Origin of the sequence: Flavobacterium subsaxonicum WB 4.1-42 = DSM 21790, from assembly GCF_000422725.1 — a bacterium.
In the GTDB taxonomy this organism is placed as follows: domain Bacteria; phylum Bacteroidota; class Bacteroidia; order Flavobacteriales; family Flavobacteriaceae; genus Flavobacterium; species Flavobacterium subsaxonicum.
This window is the reverse complement of the sequence record NZ_AUGP01000004.1, coordinates 1-26,253: the sequence shown is the minus strand read 5'-3', so window position 1 is coordinate 26,253 and position 26,253 is coordinate 1. Positions and strand designations below refer to the sequence as shown.

Here is a 26,253-nt window from a genome sequence, read left to right as displayed (position 1 = left end):
GCATTTGCATGGCCAGTACATATATATTATGCAATTATTGTAGACAAACAAAGATTAATCTTTTTTAAAAATGAAGCACACAAAAATTAAAGACCTGCTAAACAGCACGAAGCCGATTGATGATGTAATTGTAAAAGGATGGGTAAGAACTTTTAGGAACAATCAGTTTTTAGCCATTAACGACGGGTCTGTAATTCATAATATACAGGCAGTAATAGATTTTGAAAACACATCTGCCGATACCCTTAAACGCCTAACCACAAGTGCAGCCGTTTTGGTAAAGGGCAACCTTACAGAAAGCCAGGGCGCAGGCCAAAAGCACGAAATACAGGTAAAACACCTTGAAATACTGGGCGACAGCGATGCCGAAAAATATCCTATACAGCTAAAAAACAAGCCAAGCCTTGAGTTTTTGCGTGAAAATGCCCACCTGCGTGTGCGTACCAATGCTTTTGGTGCCATTATGAGGGTACGTTCGGTACTATCTTTTGCCATCCACCAGTACTTTCAGGAAAAAGGCTTTGTGTATGTAAACACGCCAATTATTACCGGTAGCGATGCCGAGGGCGCGGGCGAGATGTTTCATGTAACTTCATTGCCAATAAACGATGCCCCCAAGAACGAAGAAGGTGCTGTAGATTATAAACAAGACTTTTTTGGTAAGGAAACCAACCTAACCGTATCGGGCCAGCTTGAAGCCGAAACCTATGCTATGGCTTTGGGCCAGGTATATACGTTTGGTCCAACTTTCCGTGCCGAGAACAGTAACACAAGCCGCCACCTTGCCGAGTTCTGGATGGTAGAGCCGGAGGTTGCTTTTAACGACCTGGATGCCAACATGGACCTTGCCGAAGATTTTATTCAGTACGTTATTAAATATGCTTTAGAGCGTTGCGAAGACGACCTTAAATTCTTAGACCAGCGTTTGACTGACGAGGAGAAAACAAAGCCAATGGCAGAGCGTAGTGAAATGAGCCTTTTGGCAAAACTGAACTTTGTTTTAGAGAACAACTTTAAGCGTGTTAGCTATACCGAGGCTATTGAGATTCTTAAAAACTCTAAGCCTAATAAGAACAAGAAATTTAACTATATTATTGAAGAGTGGGGTGCTGATTTACAGAGTGAGCACGAACGCTTTTTAGTAGAGAAACACTTTAAATGCCCGGTAATTTTGTTTGATTACCCTGCAAAAATTAAAGCGTTCTACATGAGGCTTAATGATGATGCGCCACAAGACAGGCAAACCGTAAGGGCAATGGATATCCTTTTCCCGGGTATTGGCGAGATTGTGGGCGGATCGCAGCGTGAGGAGCGCCTTGAGGTGCTTCAGCAAAAAATTGCCGACCTTGGTATCGACGAAAAAGAACTTTGGTGGTACCTTGATACCCGCCGTTTTGGCACCGCAGTACACAGTGGCTTTGGCCTTGGCTTTGAGCGCCTTGTATTGTTTGTAACCGGTATGGGTAATATTAGAGACGTTATTCCTTTTCCAAGAACTCCGCAAAACGCAGAGTTTTAAAAACAGGGTTCACTACATATCAAAAAAGGCATTACAATTTACATTGTAATGCCTTTTTTGTTTTATAAGATAAGATAGTTATTTCTTAACAACCCTGAAAGCTTCGGTAGCGCCATTCTCAAAAGTGGCCTGTACAAAGTAGCTTCCTGTATTTACAGCGCTAAGGCTTATAGTAGTGCTTGCATTGTTTTGAGCCACTACCTGGCCCAGCATGTTTACCACCTTTAAAGATGTTATTGCCGTAGCCGACTGTACGGTAAGCACATCGTTAACCGGGTTTGGATAGTAGGTAAACTGGTTGGCCTTATTGCTATTTACACTAAGGGTATTGGTGCCCATTATTAAATCGCCTATTAATTCTCCTGCATCAGCTAAAGATTTAATTTCTATCCTGCCAATAGGTGTGTTAGAAATAATTCCGTAAAAACCAGAGAATGCAAGGTCTTCATCATAAATAACGGCATCATTTTTATCGTACACCGTATAGTTAAAATCGCCGCTGTTATCAACGTGTAACGAATGGCCTACGGCAAATACATTATCGGCCGTAAAAGTAAGTACTGTAACTTCAAGGCCGGCATTGGCGCCCAATCTCGGTGTTTCGTTTTCCGACGGTAAAAAACCTTCCGGTAAAAAAACAATAGGCCCATCGTTAGTGGCCGATAATTCGAACCCGGCAACAAGCACGCCTGCCTCAAAGCAATCGTTGCCTGCGCTGCTAACTACGTTTCCGCAAATAAAAGGTTCGCTTAGACCACCGGTAAAGTCTTCGGTAACTATAGTGCCAGTAAAATCGTTTTGTAAAGATGCTGCAGTGGTGTACGGAGTAACCTGCGCAAATAGTTTAACTGATAACAGCAAACCTGTAAGTAACAAGGTAGTTTTTTTCATGGTCTTAATTTTTGTATAGTTGTAAAAGTAACAGTACAAACAGTAAGAGCAAAGCAACAGGCTTGTAAAATCAGCCATTTATAAAGCCTAAAAACCGCCTTATATAACTATAAATCAGCTTTTTAATTAAATTCAACCAATGTATTGGCATTGTTTTTTAAAGCCTGTTTTAAAAATGCCGACGGCGAAATTCCCGTCACATTTTTAAAGACAGTAGCAAAGGCACTGTGCGAATTAAAGCCGCAGGATTCGGCCAGGTAGCTTATTTTATAATTGAGATATTCCGGATTGGTGTAGATTTTATTACAAATGTAATTAATGCGAAGCTCGTTGATGTAGGCATTAAAATTCTTGCCTTTTTCGCGGTTTATAATTTCAGACAGATAGGTAGTATTGGTTTTAAACTGTACTGCCAGCGTTGCAATAGTAAGCTTAGGGTTGGTAAATTTTACCGAATTTTCAAACTGCCTCAGCTTACTTAAAATCTCCTGCTCAACCGGTAGCGGTATAGAAACCTGCGGGGTTTCTCCCTCTTCTTCTTCCGTAATTACTTCAGCTATTGGGAGAGTGAGTTTGCTTTCCAGATTCTTTATAATCGACGTGTAAATAGCCTTTTCTTTCTTTTTCTTCCTGTAGATAACATATACCGTAACAGACCCCGCTCCAACAACCAATAGCAGGCACAGCATAAGCAAATAACTATCTTGCTTAGATGCTGAAGCCGACGCAATAGCTTCGCCCTGTTCGGCATTAAACACAGTACTTATGGCGGCCAGGTCTTCATTTTTTACATACGGGCTAAGGGCAAGGTACTTTTCGTTATAAAGCGCATAATTGGTAATATCGCCCAATGCTTTATAGTTGCGCGACAGGTTTAAATAAGCCGCTGATTGTAGCTCGGGTATATCAAAACCTTTATCATTTAGCACTACCTGTAGCGTGTCTATAGACCGCTGGTAGTGGCCGGCGTGGGCATACGCCTCCGAAAGGCTAATATAAATATGATACTTTAAATTGGGGTACAACGTATCTTTAAGCGTAAGGGCTTTGTTTAGATATGCCGTAGAAGAATCGGGCTCGTTTAACTGCAGGAACGATTTGCCGTAATTGTGTAGTAATGACTTGTAATAAAACGGGGTGTTAGCCCCACCGCCCGATGGCAATGCTTTTTTAAACTCAGCAATAGACTGCCTGTAGTTGGTGTTTGCCTGTTTGTACTGTTCGTTATTATAGTAAAAATTGCCCTGTTCGTTATACAAAAAAGCACGAATATTGCTTTTTTCGTTACCCGCAGGTAGCTTTTCGGTTTGCTGCCAGGCTTCTTTTAAATACAGCATGGCTTTATCATTTAGCTTAAGCGATGCATACAGGCTAGCCAAAGTAGCGTATACCTTGGTAGTAAGCTCAACATCGCCAATATCTTCGGCTATTTTCTTGGCCCTGAAAAGGTATTCTATCGATTTCTTTTTATCGTTGTTAGTAGCATACGACGAGATTATTATCCCCAACAGGTAAAACTTCTTTTCGTCAGATTCAGTATTGGCTATAAGATATTCGCCAATGCTTACTATTTTTTTGGTGTCGTTTTTATTTACAGTCAGCAGTACCTGCTCCAGGCTATCCAGCTTTTTTTGCGTTGGGCTTTGAGCATAGACAGGCAAGAGGGCCAACAAAAAAAAGTATGTAATAAAAGTATTCAAGCAGCCGTATTTGTAAAATTATAACCTGTTTTTAAGTATGTGCTAAGTTAAGCAATTACAGATAACTTATGTTATGCCGCGCACAATCAGCAAAATCGGCAACTCTGCTTAACGCCATTTATAATTTTATCTAAAAAGCATCAATAATTATGCCTGCTTTTTGTACTTTTATACTGTACAAAATAGTCCCGTTTTATATGCTTAAGCAGAATTTACAATTAAAGTTATCGCAAAAATTATCGCCACAGCAAATCCAGTTGATGAAGCTGATACAACTGCCTACGCAGGCTTTTGAGCAGCGCCTTAAAGAAGAGATGGTAGAAAACCCCGCCCTGGAAACCGGAACGGACGAACCGGAATATGAAAAGGATGAATTTGATACTACCGATGAATTTGACGATTATGATGATTATGATAACGACAGGATTGAAGCCGACGAGATTAATATAGACGAATACCTTAGCGACGACGAAACCCCCGATTATAAACTACAGGCCAACAATTACAGTGATGATGACGAAGACCGCAGCATGCCTTTTGCTGCCCCGGTTAGCTTTCACCAAAGCCTTATAGACCAGCTTAACACTTTTATACTAAACGACGATGAGCGCGAAATTGCCGAATTCCTCGTGGGCAGTATAGACGATATGGGCTACATTCGCCGTAGTATACCGGATATAGTAGACGACCTTGCTTTTACACAGGGCGTGTATACCGACGAGAAAATGGTGGAGCATATTATGCACATTATTCACCAATTGGAGCCAAGCGGCGTGGGCGCAAGCGATTTGCAGGAATGCCTGCTGCTTCAGCTAAAGCATAAAACCCCTACTGCCCCCATAGAACTGGCCATTAGCATATTGGAAACCCAGTTTGATGCCTTTACCAAAAAACATTACGACAAGCTACTTCAAAAATATGATATTTCGCAAGACCAGTTGCGCGCCGCTATTGACGAAATTGAAAGGCTTAACCCTAAACCGGGCGGAAGCTACGACAGTACGTCATCTAAAGCGGTAGAGCATGTGGTACCTGATTTTGCCATTAAAATTGTAGATGGCGAGCTGGAACTTTCGCTTAACGGGCGTAACGCGCCAGAGCTGCATGTTAGCAAAGACTACCAGGAAATGCTGCAAAGCTATAAAGACAGCCGCGATAAATCATCCCAGCAAAAAGATGCCGTGCAGTTTATAAAGCAAAAACTGGACAGCGCCAAATGGTTTATAGACGCTATACGCCAGCGCCAGGAAACGCTTTTTGTTACCATGAATGCCATTATGCACTATCAGGAAGAGTTTTTTTTAGATGGCGATGAAGGCAAGCTTCGTCCAATGATCCTTAAAGATATTGCCGACATGGTGGGGCTGGATATTTCTACCGTGTCGCGTGTGGCCAACAGCAAATATGTAGAAACCCCTTATGGCACCAAGCTTATTAAGGAGTTTTTTAGCGAAGCCATGAAAAACGACCAGGGCGAGGATGTTTCTACCATCGAAATTAAGAAAATACTGGAAACCGTTATCTCTGAAGAAGACAAAAGAAAACCCCTGCCGGATGATAAACTGGCCGATATACTTAAAGAGCGTGGCTACCCTATAGCCCGCCGTACCATTGCCAAATACCGCGAACAGTTAGACATACCTGTAGCACGTATGAGAAAGAAAATATAAACGCATGCAAAAGTTTATAAGCTGGTTTTCTTACCTGTTCCACCCGTTGTTTATACCCGTATATGCTACGTTGTTTTACTTTTTTATAGCAGGTAAGTACTTTCATAATAACGAGATTTACCTTGTTTTTATACAGGTGCTTATACTTACGGTGCTGTTGCCCATATCGTTGTTTTATTTATTACAGTCGTTAGGGCGTATAAAATCTAAAATGCTGCTGGATAAAAAAGAGCGCAGGCTGCCACTGGCATTTTACTCGCTGCTGCTGCTTATGCTTGTAAAGCACAGCTTTGCGGCGGTAACCATTCCGGAATTATACTACTATTTTCTTGGATTGATGATAAGTACCGTACTGGCACTTGCCCTGGTACTTTTTGGGCATAAAGCCAGCCTGCACATGATGGGTGTTACCACCTTAACCATGTTTATAATTAGCATATCGGCTTACTACCACATACGCTTTGTGTATGTAATTGCCTTTTTTATACTGAGCTGTGGTTTTGTAGCCTCGTCCAGGCTGCAATTAAAAGCCCATTCTTTAAGCGAACTGGCGTTGGGTGCACTGCTGGGCATTTTGCCGCAGGTAGGGCTGTGGTACATCTGGCTGCTGCCATCGGCATAAAACAAAAAAGGGCAGAGAATTTACATTCCCCGCCCCTTAACTATCTTCACTAATAATTTACTTCGCTTTTTTAAGCAACGCTAAAATAGCCTCGCCTACGCCTTTTGCCGATTGCGGATTCTGGCCTGTTACCAGCCTGCCATCGGTAGTTACATGCACCTGCCACATACCCGATTTTTCGAATTTAGCACCACGTTCAATAAGTTTATCTTCCAGCAAAAACGGTACAACTTTTTCCAGTTTAACCGCAGTTTCTTCTTCGTTGGTAAAGGCATTTACCTTTTTACCGCCTACCAAATACTCACCGTTAGCCAGTTTAATATTAACCAGTCCCGCAGGGCCGTGGCAAACAGCACCCACAATACCGCCATTATCATATATTGTAGCAGCAAGTTTGGCAAGGGCTGTATTATGGGCAAAGTCCCACATGGCGCCATGCCCGCCTGCATAGTATATAGCAGCATAATCGTTTACGTTAACCTGGGCTGGTGTAAGGGTATGCTCAATCTTGTTGTGGTATTCGGCATTTTCCCAAAACTCTTTATTAACTTTATCGGTCAGATCGAAGCCATCAACAGGTGCTTTGCCTCCTTTAGGGCTAACAAAATCTATCTCATAGCCAGCATTGTGCAACACCTCCCACGGGTGTGCAACCTCGCCCAAATAAAACCCGGTAGGCTCGCCGGTACTGCCTTTTGTATCGTGGCTGGTAACCACAAATAATATTTTCTTTTTCATCTTAACTTCTTTTTTTACGGTTTGAGAATATCCCTGTACAGCAACAGCAAACAGTACTATAACAGCCATTGCCTTTGTTATTTTATGCATCATAAATAATTTAGGTTATAATTACAGGTACAAAGTTCGGCGTAAAGCCAAATATAACGAAGGACGTACATCACGATTTTACTGTGATGTGCATCACACCTGCGGCGAAAGCTTAGGAAAGCCTGCTGAGCGTTTCGCGCGATAGACCAAGGTAAGCAGCAATAAGCGTTTTAGGAACGCGGTTAATCAGCCCCGGATATTGCAGCAGCAATTGCTCATACCGCTCTTTAGCATTGGTGGTAAGTAACGATAGTATGCGGCGTTGCAGCGCCATGTAGCCAAAGCTCGACTTTTTAAGGTAAAACTGCTCCATTTTACGTTGGTTGGCACACAGCAATTCGCGGTTAGCGCGGGTAATGCACAAAACGTGGGTATCTTCTATACAATCTATGGCAAGGGTTGCCGTAGCGCCGCTGTAAAAGGCCTGATAATCGGTTATCCACCATTGTTCCTGGCCAAATTGCAGTATGTGGGTTTTGCCATCGGTATCTGTATGATAGGCTTTAACAAGGCCCTTAACCACAAAAAATTCGTAGGGAGCTGCTTCGCCTTCCTGGATAAGGAATTGGTGTTTTTTAAATTTCTTCTCGGTAAAAAATGAGGCAATTTGCGCAAACTCGGCATCGGTTAGCGGTACAAGCTGCTCTATATGCTGCTTTAAGGTAGTAAGCATAAGGGCTACAGGATATAAAATATAAGCCCAAGCTTAACGGGACTCATTTTTAACCTCTTACCATCTATCATGGCTGTATCGTAAATTGGGGTACCGTAAGACACATAAAAGTTCCAGGTATTCCACCCTGCCGAAATATACGTGCTGTACACAAACTTATTAATATTGGGGTCTTTGCGTATTTTAACCGTTCCGCCGCCCTCTTCGGGTTCCAGTTGGGCTTTGTTATAAAACATATAACTTGCTTTAACACCCAGGTACACCCTCCAGAATTTATGGCTGATGGAGTCTGAATTTCGCCACCTGAATTCTAATGGCACATCTAAATAATGCAGCACCAGCTTATTGAGTTTATACTGGTCTTTATCGATAACATTATAGCTGTTTACCCCACCTTTCTCGGTTACGGCAAGGTTGTGTTTTATATTGTTGTAGGTATAACCAAAACCAAGGGCAATAGAGTGGTTGCGGCGTTTGTTTAGGGGCATATCCCGCAAAAAACCGGTACTTAACGAGGTTGAGAACGAGTATTGCTTATAACCATCGGGGTTGCCCTGCATAAGCGCATAAGCTACCGAGGCATAAAATTGGTCTTCGCGGTATTTAGGGTCGGCCACGGCAGGCACGCTGTCTAATTCTATCGTATCTTTTTCTACGGTTTGCATAACCTGTGCAAACGACACAAAGCCGCTTAAACAGAACAACAAAAGATAAATGCGCTGCATAAAGTTACCTGAATTCATATACCTACAAAGATGCAAAAGTTTACTAAGACTTTTATAGTAATGGTTAATTTTTATATGATGCCAAACTTATATTAGCTGAAGGTGTGGCCGTACCTTAATTTCTACCACATCGCAGCGTTTGGGCTGGCTAAGGGCATAGAGCACCGCCACGGCAATATCATCGGCCTTTAGCATTTCTAAATTTTCTACTTTTAGCAGCTTTTCGGCGGTTGGCTTTTGCTGCATATCGGTATCAACCGCGCCGGGTTCCACCAAAGTAACCTTTATACCCTGCTTGTTAACCTCCTTGCGCAAAGCCTCGCTATACGCCTGTATGCCCGCCTTGGTGGCCACATAAATAGAGCCGGTAGCCTCGCGTATTTCGGCACTCATAGAGCCTATGTTTACAATGTGCCCCTCCTGCCTTTTGGCCATACGTTCAATTGCCCCGGCACAACAGGCCAGGTAACTTAGCAGATTGGTATCTAACACGTACTGCCAGTCGGCATACACACCATCGGTAACGTTGCCGGCACCGGTTGCGGCGTTATTTATTAAAATATCCAGCGTGCCCAGTTTATCATCTACTTCTTTAAAAATACGCTCAATTTCCGACTCCTGAGATACATCGGCTACAAAGCCGAACACTTTGCCTTTGGCAGTTCTGCTGGCATCGGCCAGGGCATCGTTTAAATATTGCGCTTTATTGCCTAAAAAAAGCACATCGGCACCTAACGATGCCAACAGCACCACAATGGCACGGCCTATGCCTGTACTACCACCTGTAACCAGTACTCTTTTGCCCGATATGCTTTGCGGAAGATAGTCATTCAAATTTTCCATAGTGATTGTTTAAAGTGTGGATGGCGTAGTTGCTGTTGCGGCCGACTTCATTTCGATACGCGTTCGAGGAAGGCTCTCCGGATAATGCTGCTGAATATAATAAATAAGCTTTTCGCGGATAAACACCCGCAGATCCCACGAGGTGGGCGAATTTTTACTGCTCATAAGCGCCCGGATCTCCATACCTGTTTCGGTGGCACCGGTAACCTGTAGTACGTTTACTTTGCCATCCCAAAGTGGGGTTGTATTTAATAGCCTTGTTAGCTCTTCACGAAGGCTATCTACCGGCATCATAAAATCAGTGTAGATAAAAACGGTACCCAAAATTTCAGATGTGGTTCGTGTCCAGTTCTGGAACGGCTTTTCTATAAAATAAGTGGTAGGCAGCACCATGCGGCGCTTATCCCAAATGCGTACCACTACGTAAGTTAGTGTAATTTCTTCTATCCAGCCCCACTCGCCCTCTACAATAACAACATCGTCTAAACGTATGGGCTGCGTTATGGCTATCTGGATACCCGCCACCAGCGTTGCCAGCATTTTTTGTGCCGAGAACCCCAGTATAATTCCCGCAATACCTGCCGATGTTAAAAAGCTGATGCCTATGGCGCGGATGTTATCAAAACTCATAAGGGCAATGCCTATGGCAAACACCACCAGCAAAAAGATGATTACCCGCTCTAATATGGTAAACTGCGTAAACACACGGCGGGCATGCAGGTTATCGTCGGCGGTAATATCGTACTTGCGCATTAGCCCCGATTTAAATGCCCGCAGCAGCACAATGCAGCTCCACGTTGCGGCAAAAATGAGCACCAGTGTGCACACATGCCCTATAATTTTTATGTATTGCTCTAAAAACACATCGTTAACCAGGCCTATACGCAGCACCAGGGCAATGATTATAAGTAGCAGTGGGAATTTTATACGGTTAGCAAAGTTGACCGGCAGCAGGTTTTTAGGATCTTTACCTACCCGCTTTAGTATAAAAAAAACAATGCTAAAGGTTAGCACCAGCCCAAGCGCGCCAAACACTAAAAATTGTAAAAAGCCGCTGTTGCTGTGTATTTGGGTCATAGTGCTGTAAGATTAAAAAAATTATATCTACAAGGTTTTAAAAACCTTGCAGGAAATGAGGCCGGTTCCGGTACTGCTAACCTGCAAGGTCTTTGCTACATTGTAGATTTTGGAATTAGAAAAAGCCATAATCCCCTAAAATTAAAAAATCCGTTCTCGAAAGAGAACGGATTATAGATATCATTAACATTTTTGGCAAGATTATCCGCATTTAGACGATCCGCAATCGTTGCATGTAAGGCAACCCTCCTGGTAAATAAGGTTGGTGGAGTTGCAATTGCTGCATTTTTGGCCGTGTGCCTCGGTACCGTCTACAATATAACGCTTAAGGGCGCGGGCCACACCGTTTTTCCAGGTATTGATGCTCTCGCTGTCCAACTGAAGGCTGTTGATAAGGTCTACCGCCTTTTCTATGTGCATGCCGTGGCGCAGCGTGCCCGAAATTAGCTTGGCATAGTTCCAGTACTCCGGGTTAAATTTATGCGACAGTCCCTCTATGGTAGTCTTGTAGCCACGCATATTTTTGTACTGAAAATCGTAACGGGTGGTACCATCATCGTTCTTATTTTTTATAATAAGCCCCTCGGTTACCCAACGCGGAATAAGGATACCATCCTCATCATCCACAAGACCCGTAAATATCTCGTACGGGCGCCCGTCTATCAAGCCAATAAAGGCAATCCATTTGTCTTTACTATTCTGGAAACGAACCACATCGGCCTGTAAAACCTGTGGGCGCTTGGTAGGGAAAATGCTTGGCAGACCGCCGGTTTTTTCTTCTTTCTTTTCAGAATTAGAAATAAGCACCCCGGAGCGCGACCCATCCCTATATACGGTTACACCTTTGCAACCGGCCTCCCAGGCCTCCATATATAATTTAGCCACCACGTCTTCGGGGGTTTCGTTAGGTACATTTACCGTAACCGATATAGAGTGGTCTACCCATTTTTGTATCCTGCCCTGCATGCGCACTTTGCTAAGCCAGTCGACATCGTTACTGGTAGCTTTATAATACGGCGATTTCTCTACAAGGGCATCCAGTTCTTCCTGGCTGTAGTTTTTGGTAATTTCGAAGCCGTTTACTTCCATCCACTCTTTAAAACGGTGGTGAAAAACCACGTACTCTTCCCAGCTGTCGCCCACCTCGTCAATAAAATCTACGCGAACATCTTTATCGTTAGGGTTAACTTTACGCCTGCGTTTATATACCGGAAGAAAAACCGGCTCAATACCGCTGGTAGTCTGCGTCATAAGGCTGGTGGTGCCTGTTGGGGCAATGGTAAGCAATGCAATATTACGGCGGCCATGCTCCTGCATTTCATAATACAGCTGGCTATCGGCCTCTTTAATGCGCAGCACAAACGGGTTATTTTTTTCGCGTTCGCTATCATAAATTGTAAAAGCACCACGCTCTTTAGCCAGGTTAACCGAACCCCTATACGCCTCAACGGCAAGTATTTTATGAATTTCTTCTGAGAATGCCACACCTTCATCGCTGCCATAGCGCAAGCCAAGGGCAGCCAGCATATCACCTTCGGCAGTAATGCCAATACCGGTACGGCGGCCATCGCGGGCTTTGGTGCGGATGTTTAGCCAAAGGTTTTTCTCTACCAGTTTAATTTCCTCACCCTCCGGGTCGGCATCAATTTTAGCAAGTATGGTGTCGATTTTTTCGAGTTCAAGGTCAATAATATCGTCCATTATCCTTTGGGCGGCGGCAACATGCTGCTTAAATAGCGGGTAGTTAAACGATGCTTCGGCGGTAAACGGCTTATCTACATACGACAGTAAGTTAATGGCCAATAGCCTGCAACTATCGTACGCACAAAGCGGAATTTCGCCACACGGGTTGGTAGACAGTGTTTTGTAACCCAAATCAGCATAGCAATCCGGCAATGATTCTTTAATAATGGTATCCCAGAACAGGATGCCCGGCTCTGCCGATTTCCATGCATTGTGGATGATCTTGCCCCACAACGCCTGGGCATCGATCTCTTTAGTATATAAAGGGGTATCGCTAAATATGGGGTATTTTTGGGTGTAAGTGGTACCGGCCTGTACGGATTTCATAAAGGCATCGTCTATACGTACCGATACGTTGGCGCCAGTAACCTTGCCCTGCTCCATCTTGGCATCTATAAAATCGGTAGCGTCGGGGTGGTTTATAGATACCGAAAGCATCAGCGCACCACGGCGGCCATCCTGGGCCACCTCTCGCGTTGAGTTAGAAAAACGCTCCATAAACGGCACCAGGCCTGTAGAGGTTAACGCCGAGTTTTTTACCGGCGAGCCTTTAGGGCGAATGTGGCTCAGGTCGTGCCCCACGCCACCGCGGCGTTTCATGAGTTGTACCTGCTCCTGATCGGTTTTCATGATGCCACCGTACGAGTCAGAATTATCGTTGCCAATTACAAAACAGTTGGATAACGATGCTATCTGGAACGGGTTGCCAATACCCGTCATAGGGCTGCCCTGCGGCACAAGATATTTAAAGTCTTTTATCAGGTCGAAAATTACTTCTTCAGTAAGCGGGTTGGCGTACTTAGATTCTACACGTGCAATTTCGATGGCAATACGGCGGTGCATATCGTTGGGCGTGCGCTCGTAAATATTGCCGGCACTGTCTTTAAGCGCGTACTTATTTACCCAGACGGTAGCGGCAAGGCTGTCGCCTTTAAAGTATTCTAAAGAGGCGTTTACAGCTTCTTCCTGGGTGTAAGTGGCTGCGTTTTTTATGGTTAGAGATGTACTCATAATGATATAATTGAGTTGGGAATTGTATTTGTAACGAGATGTAAATTTACAACTAAAATAAATCCTAAAAAAATTACAGCTCACAAAGTTTACAAATTTAGCATCATAAAATACTGAAAAACAATTATATAAAAATTTATGAACAGTTAAAAGTTTACAAATATGTAAATTTTTATATCTGTAAATATAAATTTATTTGTATCTAAAAGAGATCGTTAAAGCGGCTGTGTGTTAGGTATCTATCATAACACACCTCGCCCCCAACCAATGGTTTGTTAAAAACAGGTTAATCCTAATTGTTTCCAGTTTCGCATTGCAACTTGCATCAAAATAACACTTACTATGCAAAATATCAAATGTATACTACCGGCAATAATCACACTACTATTTATAAGTACCGCATCGGCGCAAATTAGTCCGCCCGGGCTGGGCACTACCAGCACCGCTTTTTGGAGCGCCGTGGGTATACGCCAAAAACTGGATGCCAAGAACAGCTTTGTAACTTACCTGGGCCTTGGCAGGATAAGCGACCCCGAGGGCGATGCCAACCCCTTTAAAAAGCAGTCGATACTGGTATTTAACCAGGAGTTTTACCACAAGATGAATACCCATTGGCAATACAACTATGCCCTGAGCTACAGGAGGCAGAACCAGTATGAAAGCGAGGCGCCTTATGAATTGGAAACGCCTGCCATACAGCAGGAGTTTCGCCTCTACGGAAGGCTTGCGTATGCTACTCCTATTGGGTCTTCGGCTAAATGGACAACCACTTATAGACAGGAACTCAGGAAGTTTTTTACCCCCGATTTTGATGATGTGCCCGGCGGTTTCCAGTTGCGTTCAAGGTTTAAAACACAGGTGTTGTTTCCGTTAGATACCGATAAAGAGAACAGCCTGATGGGCAGCGCCGAAGCCTTATTTTCTATAAGCAACGACGCTGATGCCGGCTGGGGCGACTTTGCCTATAAAGAAAGCCGCTTTTGCCTGTACTACTGCTATTCGCCCGATGCTATACCTGTAACCTTTGATATTGGCTACATGAACGACCTTATGGGAGGCCACGGCCACCATATTAAAGATGCTAATTACCTGGCACTGGATATTATTTTAGAAAGCCCTTTTTAAGGTGTGGTTTGAGATTCCTCCTGCGAATAAAATGGAAGCGCAGCGTATTCGATTCCGAATAAAGCGCAACGGAATTAAGAAATTTCAACTACAAACAACACGTAAAGCTTTAATTTTAACCACAAAGACACGAAGCTATACTGATTCGCTAAACACAAAGCCCGCTAAGACAGCCATCTAAAGATGGAGGAACACAAGGTTGGGGCTATTAAACAAAAAAACCTTCAGCCGTATGGCTAAAGGTTTCTAAGTTGTGTGCGGGTAAGTATCTTAGTGCGTGCGCATCTTATCAAAAGTATGCTCCAGCAGTTTTTTTAATTTATCGGTAGCTCCGGCAATGGCCTTTTCTACTGTATCGGCATGGTTGGTAACTGCCTGAGGTGCAAGTCCGTTAATGCGGGCCTCGATAAGGCACCTTATATCGGCAACAGTTGTTTTGTCGGACGCATTTTCATCGGTAAGGTGAATTTCCAGTCCGGTAATCTTATCATCAAAGCGTTTTAGCTTCTCTTTTAATACCTCGGTATAATAGCTCTCTCTGCGGTCGTTACCCTCTATGTGGTTGTCTGTGTTTATGGTAATTTGCATATAATTTTAATTTAAAGTCTATACTCAAATTTAGCATTTTTAAAGAGGCAAAACACGCACATTAGCATAAGATTAGGATTTATCTATGCACTGATAAATATAAACGATGAAATAATTTGGAAAAATATACCGATTGGTATAATTTTGTAGTGTGAAATTGAGATTATGAGCAAAGCAGAAAAAACAAGGCAGTTTATTATAGAAACCACCGCACCCATTTTTAACAAAAAAGGGTATGCAGGCACATCTTTAAACGATATTACAGAGGCTACCGGCCTGACTAAAGGCAGTATATACGGTAACTTTGGCAATAAAGACGAGGTGGCCCTTGCGGCGTTCGACTATAATTATGGAACCTTATCATCTGCTGTAAAGCGTAAAATGGAAGACAAAGAGCACCCAATAGATAAGCTTAGGGTGTTTTTAGATGTGTTTTCAGATCTTCAACACGTTACGAGCCTGCAATACGGCTGCCCAATTTTAAATACCGCCATTGAGGCCGACGATACCCACGATGCCCTGCGCCGTAAAGCAGCTAATGCTATAGACAATTGGTATAAGACCATTGGCGGAATTATTAATGCCGGACAGGATAGCGGACAGATAAGGTTGGGAGTAGATGCAAAGGAATTTGCCGGCGCCTATATTGCCCTTATAGAAGGTGGCGTTATGCTGGCAAAAGTTACCGGTAAAAACGACGGTTTAAACGCCGCCGTAAAACAGGGTTTAAAAATGCTTAAGGAAATTACCCCTTAAAAAATTTACCTAAAAATATACCGATTGGTATATTTTATAATGCAGGTATTTTTTGGCTAATTTAAAGCGAAACTAAAAGTATAAAATAGATTTTTTTTGACATAAAATATACCGATTGGTATATTATGAAATATAAAGGATTTTTGTAATTAAAAATATACCGATCGGTATAAAATAGACAGTATGGACACAAAAGAAGCAGCATTTTTAAGGCAGTTTATAGGTAAAGGGGTAGTGCAATCTCCATCTCCATTTATGAACTTTTTACGCCCAATTGTGCTTTCTGTACAAGAAGGTAGCCTGGCATTTCAGCACACCATCCGTAAAGAAATGACCAACCCTTTCGGCACCCTGCACGGAGGCGTAACCGCCGCCATAATAGACGATGCCATTGGTGCTACGCTGATTGCCTATGGCGAGCCGTTTTTTCACGTAACCATCAACCTGGCCATAGATTACTTTGCTTCGGCTAAAGAAGGCGATGTAATTATAGCGCAAACCGCTGTAATTAAGAAGGGTAAGCAAATTGTAAACGCCCAGTGCGAGGTCTGGAACCACGACCGTACCCGCCTTATAGCCAAAGGGTATACCAACATGATTAAAACACCAATTAATTGATTATGAAAAGAGTAGCAATAACCGGCCTTGGCGCTATAACGCCGTTAGGCAACAATGTAGCCGAATTTTGGGCCAATATAGTGGCAGGCAAAAGCGGTGCCGGGCCTATAACAAAATTTGATGCTTCTAAGTTTAAAACCAACTTTGCCTGCGAGGTAAAAGGCTTTAATGCAGAAGATTACATAGAGAAAAAAGAGGTACGCAAGTACGACCTGTTTACACAATATGCCATTGCCGCGACTGAAGAAGCGGTTAAAGACTCAGGGTTAAACTTTGCCGAAATGCCTCAGCACGAGCGGTTTGATATTGGCGTTATCTGGGCATCGGGTAACGGGGGCATTGGCACGTTTGAGGAGCAACTGCGCGAATTTCACACCGGAGATGGCACGCCACGCTTTAACCCATTCTTCATTCCAAAAATGATAGTGGATATTGCAGCCGGCGTACTATCAATACGTTACGGACTGCACGGACCCAATTATGCTACGGTATCGGCCTGCGCATCATCTAATACCGCCATTATTGCAGCGTTTGATACCATCCGCCTTGGTAAAGCAAAAATAATGATAGCAGGCGGTAGCGAGGCGGCGTTAACACCCTCATCTATAGGTGGTTTTAATGCATCGCATGCACTATCTAAACGTAACAATGACCCACAGGGGGCTTCGCGGCCTTTCGACGTTGACCGCGATGGTTTTGTAGCCGGAGAGGGTGCCGGAGCGCTGATTTTAGAAGACTGGGATTATGCAATTGCCCGTGGCGCAACTATTTACGCCGAGATTGTGGGCGGTGGCATGGCTGCCGATGCCTATCATCTTACAGGTACACCACCCGATGGGCTTGGTGCCAATTTAGGTATGCAAAAGGCATTGGCCGATGCCAATATTACGCCCGATAAGATAAGCTACATCAACGCGCACGCCACCTCTACAGGTCAGGGCGACATAAGTGAATTAACCGCTATTAGTACTGTTTTTAAAGGACTTAACACGCCCATTGGCGCTACCAAAAGCATGACGGGCCACCTGCTGGGTGCTGCCGGAGCGGTTGAAAGCATCATCAGTATTATGGCCATCAGGCATGGTATTATCCCTCCTACCATTAACACCATAAACATTGATCCTGCTGTACCACAAGGACTTAACCTTGTTTTAGGCAAAGCCCAAAAAACCGAGATTAACTACGTGCTAAACAACACCTTTGGCTTTGGCGGGCATACGGCGAGTACTATTTTTAAGAAGGTTTAATTTAAAATTTTAACCACAAGCGCTACGCGTCACAAAGTTAGCACGGTGTACACAAAGCTAAAATACATAGATACACAAGGAGGCCAGGTTGTTTTACAAACTGATGTGCACAAAGCTTTGTGTCACTCTGCCAAAGGCAGTTAGCCTTGCGGACTTAGTGAAAAGCCCCCTTGTGCCTTTGTGGCAAAAATGATAGTAATAATATAAATTCAAAATAATCAATAATGAAAACAACAGATAATACAGTGCTAATTACCGGCGGTAGTGCCGGTATTGGCTTAGCTTTAGCCGAACGATTTATAGCCGAAGGCAACCACGTTATAATAACCGGCCGCGATCAGAACCGCCTTAACGAAGCCGCCGCACAATTGGGTAATAAGGTAACTGCCATTGCATTTGATGTATCTAAGCCCGAAGATGTTACCGCACTGGTTGCAAGGCTAACAGCCGAATTCCCTAATCTTAATGTGTTGATAAACAACGCAGGTCAGGCCTACTATTACAAATTAGATGAAAATGCCGATGCTTTTGCTAAAGCCGAACACGAAATGCTGGTTAACTACCTGTCGGTTATTCGTTTAACCGAAAAATTACTGCCGTTGTTAAAACAACAACCCGAGGCTGCCGTAGTAAATGTTAGCTCAATCGCGGCGTTTGTGCCTAATGCCGGTATACCCACCTATTCGGCCAGTAAAGCGGCATTGCATTCGTACAGCCAGTCGCTGCGCCTTTTACTGGAAGATACTCAGGTTAAGGTGTTTGAGTTAATGCCGCCGTTGGTAAACACCAGTTTTTCTAAAGATATTGGTGGCGAAAATGGTATAGCACCATCGGTACTGGCTGATGACCTTTTAGCTGCTTTTGCATCAGATACTTACCAAATACACACAGGCAATACTGCCCTAATCTACGAGCTTTCTAAATCAGATCCTGCCGCTGCATTTGCTGCTATGAACAGCAGGGGATAAGTGCTATAATAAAGCATACTAAGCCATTGGGAGTAATCCTGATGGCTTTGAAAAGGCATCAAAAAAGTTCTTCTTAGTTGAAGGCGCCATTGATGTGCTGTTTACAATCTTAAAGCTAAGGTAATAAGGCAGTTGGCTGATGGTACTTTAACTAAAGTTTATTTCTCAATTAGTTACTACGCAAAAGATTCACAATAAGGGTACAAAGATTCGCGAAGTCAGACACGAATTTTAATTGGAAAAATTCGTGTCAAATTACTTCCAGAGATTCAATAGTTTTCATTACAAATACTTTGTGTAGCCTCCCAAAATAATAAAACATCAATGCTCGTGTCCGCTTACCTTTAGCTCATCAAGGCTTAATTGCATGGCGGTACGCCTAATTTCTTCATCGCTAAACATTTGGTCGCTGCGCAGTTTAAAAAGCTCCTTGCGCTGCACGTGGTAAATATCCCTAAGCACGGTGGCATACTGCTTAATATCGTCACGTTCGGCGGGGTCGCATTCCAAGGCGTCCAGTTTTTCGCGAGTAATTTGTATGCCCTCTTCAAGGTCGCGTTTAAAAAAGGCGAGCAGCCCGTTATCCTCCACCTCAGTGGCGTAGTTATCCTGTAATCTTTGCAGGGCAACCCTGCTTAAACGCAGCCTGATGGCAGCCTGCTGCTGTTCGGGTGGCAGCTCTTCATCCAGTTCTTTAAACCTGATCAGTTTTATTATCAGCGGCAGCGTTAAGCCCTGCACTACCAGCGTTATAAATATCACTACAAAGGTTATAAAGATAATGAGGCTGCGTAGCGGAAAAGCCGATCCGTCATCCATCAGCACCGGGATAGACAGCGCCGTAGCTAACGACACCACACCGCGCATACCCGCCCAGCTTACAAGCAGGGGGCCTTTCCAGCCGGGGTTGGCTTCCTGCCTAATCTTTTTACTAAGCCACCTTGGTATGTGGGTAGACGGGTACACCCATATAAATCGCAGCGCAATGGTAATACCACTAATTATTAGTCCGTATGTAATACCCTCCATAATAGAATAGTGCCCATCCATAGCGGCAATAATGTTAGGCAGCTCCAGCCCTATCAATACAAAAACAAGGGCATTCATAACAAAAATAATGGTGGTCCAAACGCTTGTCATAGTAATGTTAGTATCGCCAGTGGTAAATATTTCGTGGGCGCGGAACGACATAAACAAGCCGCCCGTAACCACGGCTATTACACCCGAGAAGTGAAATTCTTCTGCCACCAGAAAAATAATATAGGGCGTCATTAATGTTAGTGCTGCATCCATTGCCGGGGTGGTAGGCAAAAAACGGTGTATAGCATAAATTACGTGGGCTACCGCCAAGCCAACCACCACGCCCATGCCGGCAGCCAGAAAGAACTGACCCACAGCTACCTGAAAGCTGAACGTGCCGGTAAGCACGGCAGCCAGCGCAAACCGGAACACGATAAGCGATGATGCATCGTTAACAAGGCTCTCGCCCTCCAGTATGGTAACGGCGCGCTTGGGCGTGTCGAGCCCCTTCATAACCGTGCCGGCAGCAACCGCATCGGGCGGCGATATAATACCTCCCAGCAAAAAGCCTAATGCCAAGGTGCAGCCCGGTATTAATGCCGACGATGTGTACGCCACAATTACCGATGTAAAAAATACTAACCCAAAGGCCAGCAGGGCAATGGGGCGTTTCCATTTCCAGAAATCTTTAAACGATGTATACCAGGCGGCTTCATATAATAGGGGCGGCAGAAACAACAAGAAAATAACATCAGGATCAAGCCCAATTTTGGGTATACCCGGTATAAAGCTTATGCCAAGCCCGGCAACTACTAAAAATATGGGGTAAGCTACTTTTATGCGCTGCGCCAGGAGCACGAGCATCATTACTATAAACAGCAGGCCTAATATTATAAGGAGGGTGTTGTGCAAAATAGGTGGTTTTGGTTACGGCATAAAAATATAAAAAACAATGGTTGCTCCCAACTGCATAAATTTTGTTGTATATTTTATCAATTCCTGAAAGTTTTTTCTGAGTTTATAGGCGTTTTTTCAAACGTTATAGCAAAACTGGTGGCTAATTTATACAAACTGGTAGGCACTGGTATGGTCAATTGATTTTAATTTTTACTTTTGATGCTTTATTGATAAAAAAGTAATGGAAAAAAATAACATTTCATATAATACCGCTAATTGTGTTACGAAATTATTCGGCATCCTGCCAAATGGCAAGGAGGTACACAGCTACACCCTGGCAAACAGCAACGGTATGGAAGTTAGCGTTATAAACTACGGTGCCACCATTACATCTTTAAAAGTGCCAAAGGCAAATAATGTAAAGACTGATGTTGTCTTAGGCTTTGACGATATTAATAGTTATATCGATTCGTTCAGCCTGCCATCGCCACCCTATTTAGGTGCTATTGTAGGCAGGTATGCAGGCAGAATAAACAATGCGGCCTTTACCCTAAACGGTAACGAGTACAAACTTAACGCCAACCACGGCCCTAATACCCTGCATGGCGGTAAAATAAACTTTAGCCGTGTATACTGGCAAATGAAACAACTACAGGGCGGCGAAAACCCTGCTATTACATTTACCTATACAAGTCCCGATGGCGATGAGCAATTCCCCGGCGAGCTTACTATTGAAGTTACCTACACCCTTACCGAAAATAACGAACTGGCTGTTGCTTACAATGCCACCTCTACTGCCGATACGGTTATTAACCTTACCCAACATGCCTACTTTAATTTAGATGGGCACACGCAAACGGTTTCTGGCCAGCAGCTGTATGTAAATTCGGCGCAAATGCTGGAGGTTACCCCGGGCGGCATCCCTACAGGAGCGTTTTTAGAGGTTAAGGGCAGCGAATTTGATTTTACAACACCAAAGGCATGCCCTGCGATTATAGATAATTCTTTTGTTTTAGATAATAACGGCCAGGCGGCAGCAACACTGCACAGCCCGCATAATGGCCTTACACTTACGGTTTATACCAATCAGCCCTCTGTACATATATATGTAGGAGGTAATTGTTTTGATACTATACACGGGAAGGAGGGCGCAGCATACGGTACCACGAGCGGTATTTGTTTTGAAACTCAAAACTATCCTGATGCGCCCAACCAATCCCACTTTCCCAGTCCGGTTTTAAAAAAGGGCGGGGTTTACAAGCACAATACCACCTTTGCCTTTACAACGGCAGGGGCGTAAATAATAGCAGCACGGCTGCACAACAATAAAAATTTGGGTTGATAAGCTGTTGCCCGGTAAAGGGTTCAATCTGTTTACCAAAAGAAATTTTGGGTTAAGTTTGGGTTTAATACAATGCCTCTACCGGTAAACATTTAAAGATTTTGCACACTACTGCCGGGCAAACTGCTTATCTGAGATTACAACTATAAGGATATACTAAATAATGAAAAAGAAATTAGTAGAGCAGGTTACTGCTTATTTTACAGAACAATTTAAAAACGCGCCCGATCATATTTTTCTTTCGCCGGGGCGTATCAATATTATTGGCGAGCACGTAGACTACAACGATGGTTTTGTACTGCCGGCTGCCATAAACAAATATGTGTGCTTTGCAGTATCGGCCAATGCAGACACTAAATGCACCATTATTGCTAAAGACCTTAATGAGTTTTATTCTTTCGACCTTACCGATGAACTAAAGCCTGTTGATTTAATGTGGGTTAACTTCTTTTTAGGGGTACTGCAGCAGTTAAAAGACAGGGGCTTTGCCATGACGGGCTTTAACATTGCCTTTAGCAGCACGGTGCCTATGGGTGCGGGCTTATCGTCTTCGGCAGCGGTAGAGTGCGGTTTTGGCTATGCGCTTAATAAAATTTTTAGCTTGGGCCTTTCTAAACAGGACATTGCCCTTATCGGACAAAAATCAGAGCATACCTTTGTAGGTGTTAACTGCGGTATAATGGACCAGTTTGCCAGTGTTTTCGGCAAAAAGAACAAGGTTATAAAATTAGACTGTAACACATTAGAGTACGAATACCACAACGCCGACTTTAAAGAGTATGCTTTATTACTGCTGGACAGCAAAGTAAAACACACGCATTTAACATCGGGCTATAACGACCGAAGGAACGAGGTAGAAAAAGGCCTTGCCCAACTGAAACAATATTACCCCGAAGTTAATACCTTTAGAGACCTTAGCGAAGCTCAGGTTGTAGCTTATAAAGAGGAGCTTGGCGATGTTATATTTAGGCGCTGCCTTTTTGTAGTGCGCGAAATTCAGCGTGTATTAGATGCCGTTGCTGCGTTACAAGCCAAAGATTTTACTAAATTAGGCGACTTAATGTTTAAAACCCACGATGGCCTTTCTAAAAACTATGAGGTAAGCTGCGAAGAAATCGACTTTTTGGTAGATGCCGTTAGAAACGACGAAAATGTAATAGGCTCGCGCATGATGGGTGGCGGCTTTGGCGGCTGCTCTATTAATCTTGTTAAAAAAGATGCGGTTAACAGCCTAATAGAGCGTGTTAGCAAAGAGTACAAAGAAAAGTATAACATAAGCCTTAAAGCTTATAAAGTAAAAATAGCTAAAGGTACTACCCTTTACAAAGCATAGTATGGAGGCATTTGATAATAACGAGCATCCGCACAGGCGTTTTAACCCGCTTTTAGGCGAATGGATACTGGTATCTCCCCACAGGGCAAAAAGGCCTTGGCAAGGGCAAAAAGAAAGCACACAGGCATTAAACCTGCCTGCTTATGATACTACCTGCTACCTTTGCGCCGGCAATGAGCGCTCTAATGGCGTACATAACGATGCGTATACCGATGTATATGTTTTTGATAACGATTTCCCCTCTTTGTTAGAAGGCGAAGCCGAGGCTCCCGCAGAAACAAGTCCGCTTTTCCAGCTAAAGCCGGAAAGGGGCATAAACCGCGTAATTTGCTTTTCGCCAAGGCACGACCTTACTATTCCTGAAATGGAAGTTAGCGCCATACAAAAAGTAATACAAGCCTGGAAAGAACAGTATACAGACCTGGGCAGCCGCGATTTTATAAACCACGTACAAATATTTGAGAATAAAGGTGCCGTTATGGGCTGCAGCAACCCGCACCCACACGGGCAAATATGGTCGCAATCATCATTACCCACTAATGTAGAAAAAACACAGGCCAACCTTAAAAAATACTTTGAGGCCAATGGCAGGAGTTTACTGTCAGACTATATTGCCGAAGAGCTGCAACGCAAAGAGCGCGTTGTTTTAGAGAACGAGCACTTTGTGGTACTGGTACCCTTTTGGGCTATATGGCCGTATGAAACTCTTATTGTAAGCAAAAGGCATTTTGGCAACATTACCCAGATGACGCCCGAAGAAACCGTGGCTTTTGCCGATGCCCTTAAACGCCTTACCGTTAAGTACGATAACCTTTTTGAAACGTCGTTCCCTTACTCATCGGGCATACACCAAACCCCAACCGATGGGCAAGACCACCCGGAATGGCATTTCCACATGCATTTCTACCCACCATTACTGCGCTCTGCAAGCGTAAAGAAATTTATGGTAGGCTACGAAATGATGGCCGAAGCGCAACGCGATGTATCGTCCGAAAAAAGCGCAGCCATTTTGCGCGACCTTTCTGAAACCCATTACAAACAGAAATAAATAATTTTTTAAACCAAACCCAAACACAAATCCCAAACTTTTATGAAAGCACTATCTACTGCTGACTATATCGTTTTCCTGGTTTACTTCGTTCTGATAGTAGGCTACGGATTATGGATATACAACCGCAAAAAGAAAGAAAGCGAAAGCAGCAACGATTACTTTTTAGCCGAGGGCTCACTTACATGGTGGGCTATTGGAGCATCTTTAATTGCCAGTAACATTAGTGCTGAGCAGTTTATTGGCATGAGCGGCAGCGGCTTTAAGCTGGGCCTTGCTATTGCCACTTACGAGTGGATGGCAGCCCTAACCCTTATTGTTGTGGCCGTATTTTTTATACCGGTATATCTTAAAAATAAGATATTTACCATGCCGCAATTTCTTAACCAGCGTTATAACGGTACTGTAGCCATGATTATGGCCGTGTTCTGGCTATTGCTGTATGTTATTGTAAACCTTACCTCTATATTGTATTTAGGGGCATTGGCAATTAGCAGTATCTCTGGCCTGGACTTTAACCTGTGTGTTGGTTTCCTTGCTATATTCTCTATCATGATTACCCTTGGCGGTATGAAGGTTATTGGCTTTACCGATGTTATACAGGTGTTTTTCCTTATCCTGGGGGGCCTTATAACTACCTACCTTGCGGTAAACCTTGTATCTAAAGAATTTGGTGGCGATGGCATTCTTGATGGCTTTAGCATCATGACAACCCAGGCTCAGGACCATTTCCACATGATATTCGAAAAAGATAACGAGAACTACAGTGCACTACCGGGCCTATCGGTACTTATTGGTGGTATGATGATTGTTAACCTTAACTATTGGGGCTGTAACCAGTACATTACTCAGCGTGCCCTTGGTGCCGACCTTAAAACGGCCCGTGGTGGTTTGCTATTCGCTTCATTCTTAAAATTATTAATGCCGCTTATCGTGGTTATACCGGGTATTGCAGCTTATGTATTATATCAGCACGGTAGCTTTCAGACAGAAATGCTACAGGACGGCTCTATAAACCCGGACAGGGCGTATCCTGTACTGCTTAACCTGTTACCAAGCGGACTTAAAGGTTTATCGTTCGCAGCCCTTACAGCAGCTATTGTAGCGTCGTTAGCCGGTAAGGCTAACAGTATTGCTACCATCTTTACGCTGGATATTTACAAGAAAAACATTAACCCTGAGGCTACCGAGAAAAAACAGGTACAGGTGGGTAAAATAACGGTGGTTGCCTCTATGGTGGTTGCCATTATGATAGCACCGTTTTTAGGTATCGACAAAAAAGGTGGTTTCGAGTTTATACAAGAATACACCGGCTTTGTAAGCCCGGGTATCTTTGCCATGTTTATACTTGGTTTCTTCTGGAAAAAAGCAACGTCTAATGCAGCATTATTTGCAACCATTGGCGGTTTCCTTTTCTCCATCTTCTTTAAGTTCCTGCCGGCTTATGTAGACCTTTCGTTCTTATACCAGTGGGGCTTTGCCGTGCCAAATGCAGCAGGCATTTACGAAATACCTTTCTTAGACAGGATGGCATTTGTATTTGTAATTTGTATTGCCGGTATGTTTATAATTAGTAAATCAGAAACCAGCAAAGGTGTTAAAACCAATGGACTGGAAGTAGATTCGTCTATGTTTAAAGTATCTCCGTCTTTTACGGTAGGCTCGCTGATAGTAATAGCCGTTATTGCAGCGCTCTACACAGTTTTCTGGTAAGATTTGGAGTTTTATAAATGTTTTTTTACACACTAAGAAACACGGCAATTACGTTGCCGTGTTTTTTTTGTTTTAGATTTTGCGACTTAATCAACCCCCAGCGGCCTCACCCCAACCCCTCTCTAAGGGAACCTGGAACCGGTACAGAACAACAATCAATATTCTTCTTTTTATTCCTAATCAAACATATGAGTGAAGCTACTCCCCTCTCCTCCTATGTTTGCAGTGCTAATAAATCAAATTAGATTTGTATAAATTAAAGTGAAAAAGAATGAGAGCCGTTTCTCTCAGAAATA

At 43.5% G+C, this 26,253-nt stretch carries 22 protein-coding genes; 12 read left to right on the top strand and 10 right to left on the bottom strand.

All coding sequences use genetic code 11. From position 1 onward, the window contains the following. The first annotated feature begins 70 nt into the window (after positions 1-70). Positions 71-1,519 carry an asparagine--tRNA ligase gene (gene asnS / locus G509_RS0101655; protein WP_026989937.1) on the top strand — a complete coding sequence of 483 codons (1,449 nt, stop codon included), beginning with the start codon at positions 71-73 and terminating at the stop codon, positions 1,517-1,519. A gap of 78 nt (positions 1,520-1,597) precedes the next feature. On the opposite strand, the gene G509_RS0101650 is transcribed toward asnS, so the two are convergent. Both G509_RS0101650 and G509_RS0101645 read right to left on the bottom strand, forming a co-directional pair. Beyond that, positions 1,598-2,410: a T9SS type A sorting domain-containing protein gene (locus G509_RS0101650; protein WP_161627160.1), complete on the bottom strand. Its 813-nt coding sequence runs from the start codon at positions 2,408-2,410 to the stop codon at positions 1,598-1,600. A gap of 122 nt (positions 2,411-2,532) precedes the next feature. Continuing rightward, positions 2,533-4,110, bottom strand: a complete 1,578-nt coding sequence (locus G509_RS0101645) for a helix-turn-helix domain-containing protein (protein WP_026989935.1) — start codon at positions 4,108-4,110, stop codon at positions 2,533-2,535. A 197-nt stretch (positions 4,111-4,307) separates the two neighbouring features. Here G509_RS0101645 and rpoN point away from each other — a divergent pair, with 197 nt between their 5' ends. Both rpoN and G509_RS0101635 read left to right on the top strand, forming a co-directional pair. Continuing rightward, on the top strand, positions 4,308-5,780 hold the full coding sequence (gene rpoN, locus G509_RS0101640; RefSeq protein WP_026989934.1) for an RNA polymerase factor sigma-54: 1,473 nt from the start codon (positions 4,308-4,310) through the stop codon (positions 5,778-5,780). Positions 5,781-5,784: 4 nt separating this feature from the next. Continuing rightward, positions 5,785-6,402, top strand: coding sequence for a hypothetical protein (locus G509_RS0101635; RefSeq protein WP_026989933.1), 618 nt, complete (start codon positions 5,785-5,787; stop codon positions 6,400-6,402). A 57-nt stretch (positions 6,403-6,459) separates the two neighbouring features. Here the strand turns inward: G509_RS0101635 and G509_RS0101630 are convergent, their stop codons facing one another. From G509_RS0101630 to G509_RS0101600, 6 genes are all read right to left on the bottom strand, one after another. Continuing rightward, positions 6,460-7,233 (bottom strand): type 1 glutamine amidotransferase domain-containing protein, encoded by a 774-nt coding sequence (locus tag G509_RS0101630; RefSeq protein WP_242604891.1) that lies wholly within the window; start codon positions 7,231-7,233, stop codon positions 6,460-6,462. Positions 7,234-7,342: 109 nt separating this feature from the next. Next, a complete protein-coding gene (locus G509_RS0101625) occupies positions 7,343-7,903 on the bottom strand; it encodes a Crp/Fnr family transcriptional regulator (protein ID WP_026989931.1) in 561 nt (186 codons plus the stop codon). Between the two features lie 5 nt (positions 7,904-7,908). Then, positions 7,909-8,646: a porin family protein gene (locus tag G509_RS0101620; RefSeq protein ID WP_051199887.1), complete on the bottom strand. Its 738-nt coding sequence runs from the start codon at positions 8,644-8,646 to the stop codon at positions 7,909-7,911. A 69-nt stretch (positions 8,647-8,715) separates the two neighbouring features. Further along, positions 8,716-9,471, bottom strand: coding sequence for an SDR family oxidoreductase (locus G509_RS0101615; RefSeq protein WP_026989929.1), 756 nt, complete (start codon positions 9,469-9,471; stop codon positions 8,716-8,718). 9 nt (positions 9,472-9,480) lie between these two features. Beyond that, complete coding sequence (locus tag G509_RS21265) at positions 9,481-10,548, bottom strand: mechanosensitive ion channel family protein (RefSeq protein WP_035738354.1); 1,068 nt, start codon at positions 10,546-10,548, stop codon at positions 9,481-9,483. A 201-nt stretch (positions 10,549-10,749) separates the two neighbouring features. Next, entirely contained in the window at positions 10,750-13,302 is a 2,553-nt protein-coding gene (locus tag G509_RS0101600; protein WP_026989927.1) for an adenosylcobalamin-dependent ribonucleoside-diphosphate reductase, read from the bottom strand. A 342-nt stretch (positions 13,303-13,644) separates the two neighbouring features. Between G509_RS0101600 and G509_RS0101595 the strand changes: the two genes are divergently transcribed. Further along, entirely contained in the window at positions 13,645-14,427 is a 783-nt protein-coding gene (locus G509_RS0101595; protein ID WP_026989926.1) for a DUF2490 domain-containing protein, read from the top strand. Between the two features lie 270 nt (positions 14,428-14,697). On the opposite strand, the gene G509_RS0101590 is transcribed toward G509_RS0101595, so the two are convergent. Continuing rightward, positions 14,698-15,015 (bottom strand): HPF/RaiA family ribosome-associated protein, encoded by a 318-nt coding sequence (locus G509_RS0101590; protein ID WP_026989925.1) that lies wholly within the window; start codon positions 15,013-15,015, stop codon positions 14,698-14,700. A 165-nt stretch (positions 15,016-15,180) separates the two neighbouring features. Here G509_RS0101590 and G509_RS0101585 point away from each other — a divergent pair, with 165 nt between their 5' ends. The 4 genes from G509_RS0101585 (at position 15,181) to G509_RS0101570 (ending at position 18,604) form a co-directional block, all read left to right on the top strand. Then, a complete protein-coding gene (locus tag G509_RS0101585; protein ID WP_026989924.1) occupies positions 15,181-15,771 on the top strand; it encodes a TetR/AcrR family transcriptional regulator in 591 nt (196 codons plus the stop codon). A gap of 183 nt (positions 15,772-15,954) precedes the next feature. Next, on the top strand, positions 15,955-16,389 hold the full coding sequence (locus G509_RS0101580; protein WP_026989923.1) for a PaaI family thioesterase: 435 nt from the start codon (positions 15,955-15,957) through the stop codon (positions 16,387-16,389). Between the two features lie 2 nt (positions 16,390-16,391). After that, the gene (gene fabF, locus G509_RS0101575; RefSeq protein ID WP_026989922.1) at positions 16,392-17,636 is read left to right on the top strand and encodes a beta-ketoacyl-ACP synthase II; all 1,245 of its coding nucleotides are present in this window, start codon (positions 16,392-16,394) and stop codon (positions 17,634-17,636) included. Positions 17,637-17,860: 224 nt separating this feature from the next. Continuing rightward, on the top strand, positions 17,861-18,604 hold the full coding sequence (locus G509_RS0101570; RefSeq protein WP_026989921.1) for an SDR family oxidoreductase: 744 nt from the start codon (positions 17,861-17,863) through the stop codon (positions 18,602-18,604). Positions 18,605-18,925: 321 nt separating this feature from the next. On the opposite strand, the gene G509_RS0101565 is transcribed toward G509_RS0101570, so the two are convergent. After that, positions 18,926-20,536 (bottom strand): Na+/H+ antiporter, encoded by a 1,611-nt coding sequence (locus tag G509_RS0101565; RefSeq protein WP_026989920.1) that lies wholly within the window; start codon positions 20,534-20,536, stop codon positions 18,926-18,928. Positions 20,537-20,762: 226 nt separating this feature from the next. Here G509_RS0101565 and G509_RS0101560 point away from each other — a divergent pair, with 226 nt between their 5' ends. The 4 genes from G509_RS0101560 to G509_RS0101545 all read left to right on the top strand — a co-directional run bounded on the left by G509_RS0101560 (position 20,763) and on the right by G509_RS0101545 (position 25,957). After that, positions 20,763-21,821, top strand: coding sequence for an aldose epimerase family protein (locus G509_RS0101560; protein WP_026989919.1), 1,059 nt, complete (start codon positions 20,763-20,765; stop codon positions 21,819-21,821). A 205-nt stretch (positions 21,822-22,026) separates the two neighbouring features. Then, positions 22,027-23,196: a galactokinase gene (gene galK / locus G509_RS0101555; protein WP_026989918.1), complete on the top strand. Its 1,170-nt coding sequence runs from the start codon at positions 22,027-22,029 to the stop codon at positions 23,194-23,196. 1 nt (position 23,197) lies between these two features. Continuing rightward, positions 23,198-24,244, top strand: a complete 1,047-nt coding sequence (locus tag G509_RS0101550; protein ID WP_026989917.1) for a UDP-glucose--hexose-1-phosphate uridylyltransferase — start codon at positions 23,198-23,200, stop codon at positions 24,242-24,244. 42 nt (positions 24,245-24,286) lie between these two features. Then, the gene (locus G509_RS0101545; protein WP_026989916.1) at positions 24,287-25,957 is read left to right on the top strand and encodes a sodium/sugar symporter; all 1,671 of its coding nucleotides are present in this window, start codon (positions 24,287-24,289) and stop codon (positions 25,955-25,957) included. Positions 25,958-26,253: the final 296 nt, after the last annotated feature.

Bases quoted from the DNA above. Each gene is read 5' to 3' on its own strand.
- asnS (WP_026989937.1), top strand. From the start codon at position 71: ATGAAGCACACAAAAATTAAAGACCTGCTAAACAGCACGAAGCCGATT.
- G509_RS0101650 (WP_161627160.1), bottom strand. From the start codon at position 2,410: ATGAAAAAAACTACCTTGTTACTTACAGGTTTGCTGTTATCAGTTAAA.
- rpoN (WP_026989934.1), top strand. From the start codon at position 4,308: ATGCTTAAGCAGAATTTACAATTAAAGTTATCGCAAAAATTATCGCCA.
- G509_RS0101635 (WP_026989933.1), top strand. From the start codon at position 5,785: ATGCAAAAGTTTATAAGCTGGTTTTCTTACCTGTTCCACCCGTTGTTT.
- G509_RS0101630 (WP_242604891.1), bottom strand. From the start codon at position 7,233: ATGATGCATAAAATAACAAAGGCAATGGCTGTTATAGTACTGTTTGCT.
- G509_RS0101625 (WP_026989931.1), bottom strand. From the start codon at position 7,903: ATGCTTACTACCTTAAAGCAGCATATAGAGCAGCTTGTACCGCTAACC.
- G509_RS0101620 (WP_051199887.1), bottom strand. From the start codon at position 8,646: ATGAATTCAGGTAACTTTATGCAGCGCATTTATCTTTTGTTGTTCTGT.
- G509_RS0101615 (WP_026989929.1), bottom strand. From the start codon at position 9,471: ATGGAAAATTTGAATGACTATCTTCCGCAAAGCATATCGGGCAAAAGA.
- G509_RS21265 (WP_035738354.1), bottom strand. From the start codon at position 10,548: ATGACCCAAATACACAGCAACAGCGGCTTTTTACAATTTTTAGTGTTT.
- G509_RS0101600 (WP_026989927.1), bottom strand. From the start codon at position 13,302: ATGAGTACATCTCTAACCATAAAAAACGCAGCCACTTACACCCAGGAA.
- G509_RS0101595 (WP_026989926.1), top strand. From the start codon at position 13,645: ATGCAAAATATCAAATGTATACTACCGGCAATAATCACACTACTATTT.
- G509_RS0101590 (WP_026989925.1), bottom strand. From the start codon at position 15,015: ATGCAAATTACCATAAACACAGACAACCACATAGAGGGTAACGACCGC.
- G509_RS0101585 (WP_026989924.1), top strand. From the start codon at position 15,181: ATGAGCAAAGCAGAAAAAACAAGGCAGTTTATTATAGAAACCACCGCA.
- G509_RS0101580 (WP_026989923.1), top strand. From the start codon at position 15,955: ATGGACACAAAAGAAGCAGCATTTTTAAGGCAGTTTATAGGTAAAGGG.
- fabF (WP_026989922.1), top strand. From the start codon at position 16,392: ATGAAAAGAGTAGCAATAACCGGCCTTGGCGCTATAACGCCGTTAGGC.
- G509_RS0101570 (WP_026989921.1), top strand. From the start codon at position 17,861: ATGAAAACAACAGATAATACAGTGCTAATTACCGGCGGTAGTGCCGGT.
- G509_RS0101560 (WP_026989919.1), top strand. From the start codon at position 20,763: ATGGAAAAAAATAACATTTCATATAATACCGCTAATTGTGTTACGAAA.
- galK (WP_026989918.1), top strand. From the start codon at position 22,027: ATGAAAAAGAAATTAGTAGAGCAGGTTACTGCTTATTTTACAGAACAA.
- G509_RS0101550 (WP_026989917.1), top strand. From the start codon at position 23,198: ATGGAGGCATTTGATAATAACGAGCATCCGCACAGGCGTTTTAACCCG.
- G509_RS0101545 (WP_026989916.1), top strand. From the start codon at position 24,287: ATGAAAGCACTATCTACTGCTGACTATATCGTTTTCCTGGTTTACTTC.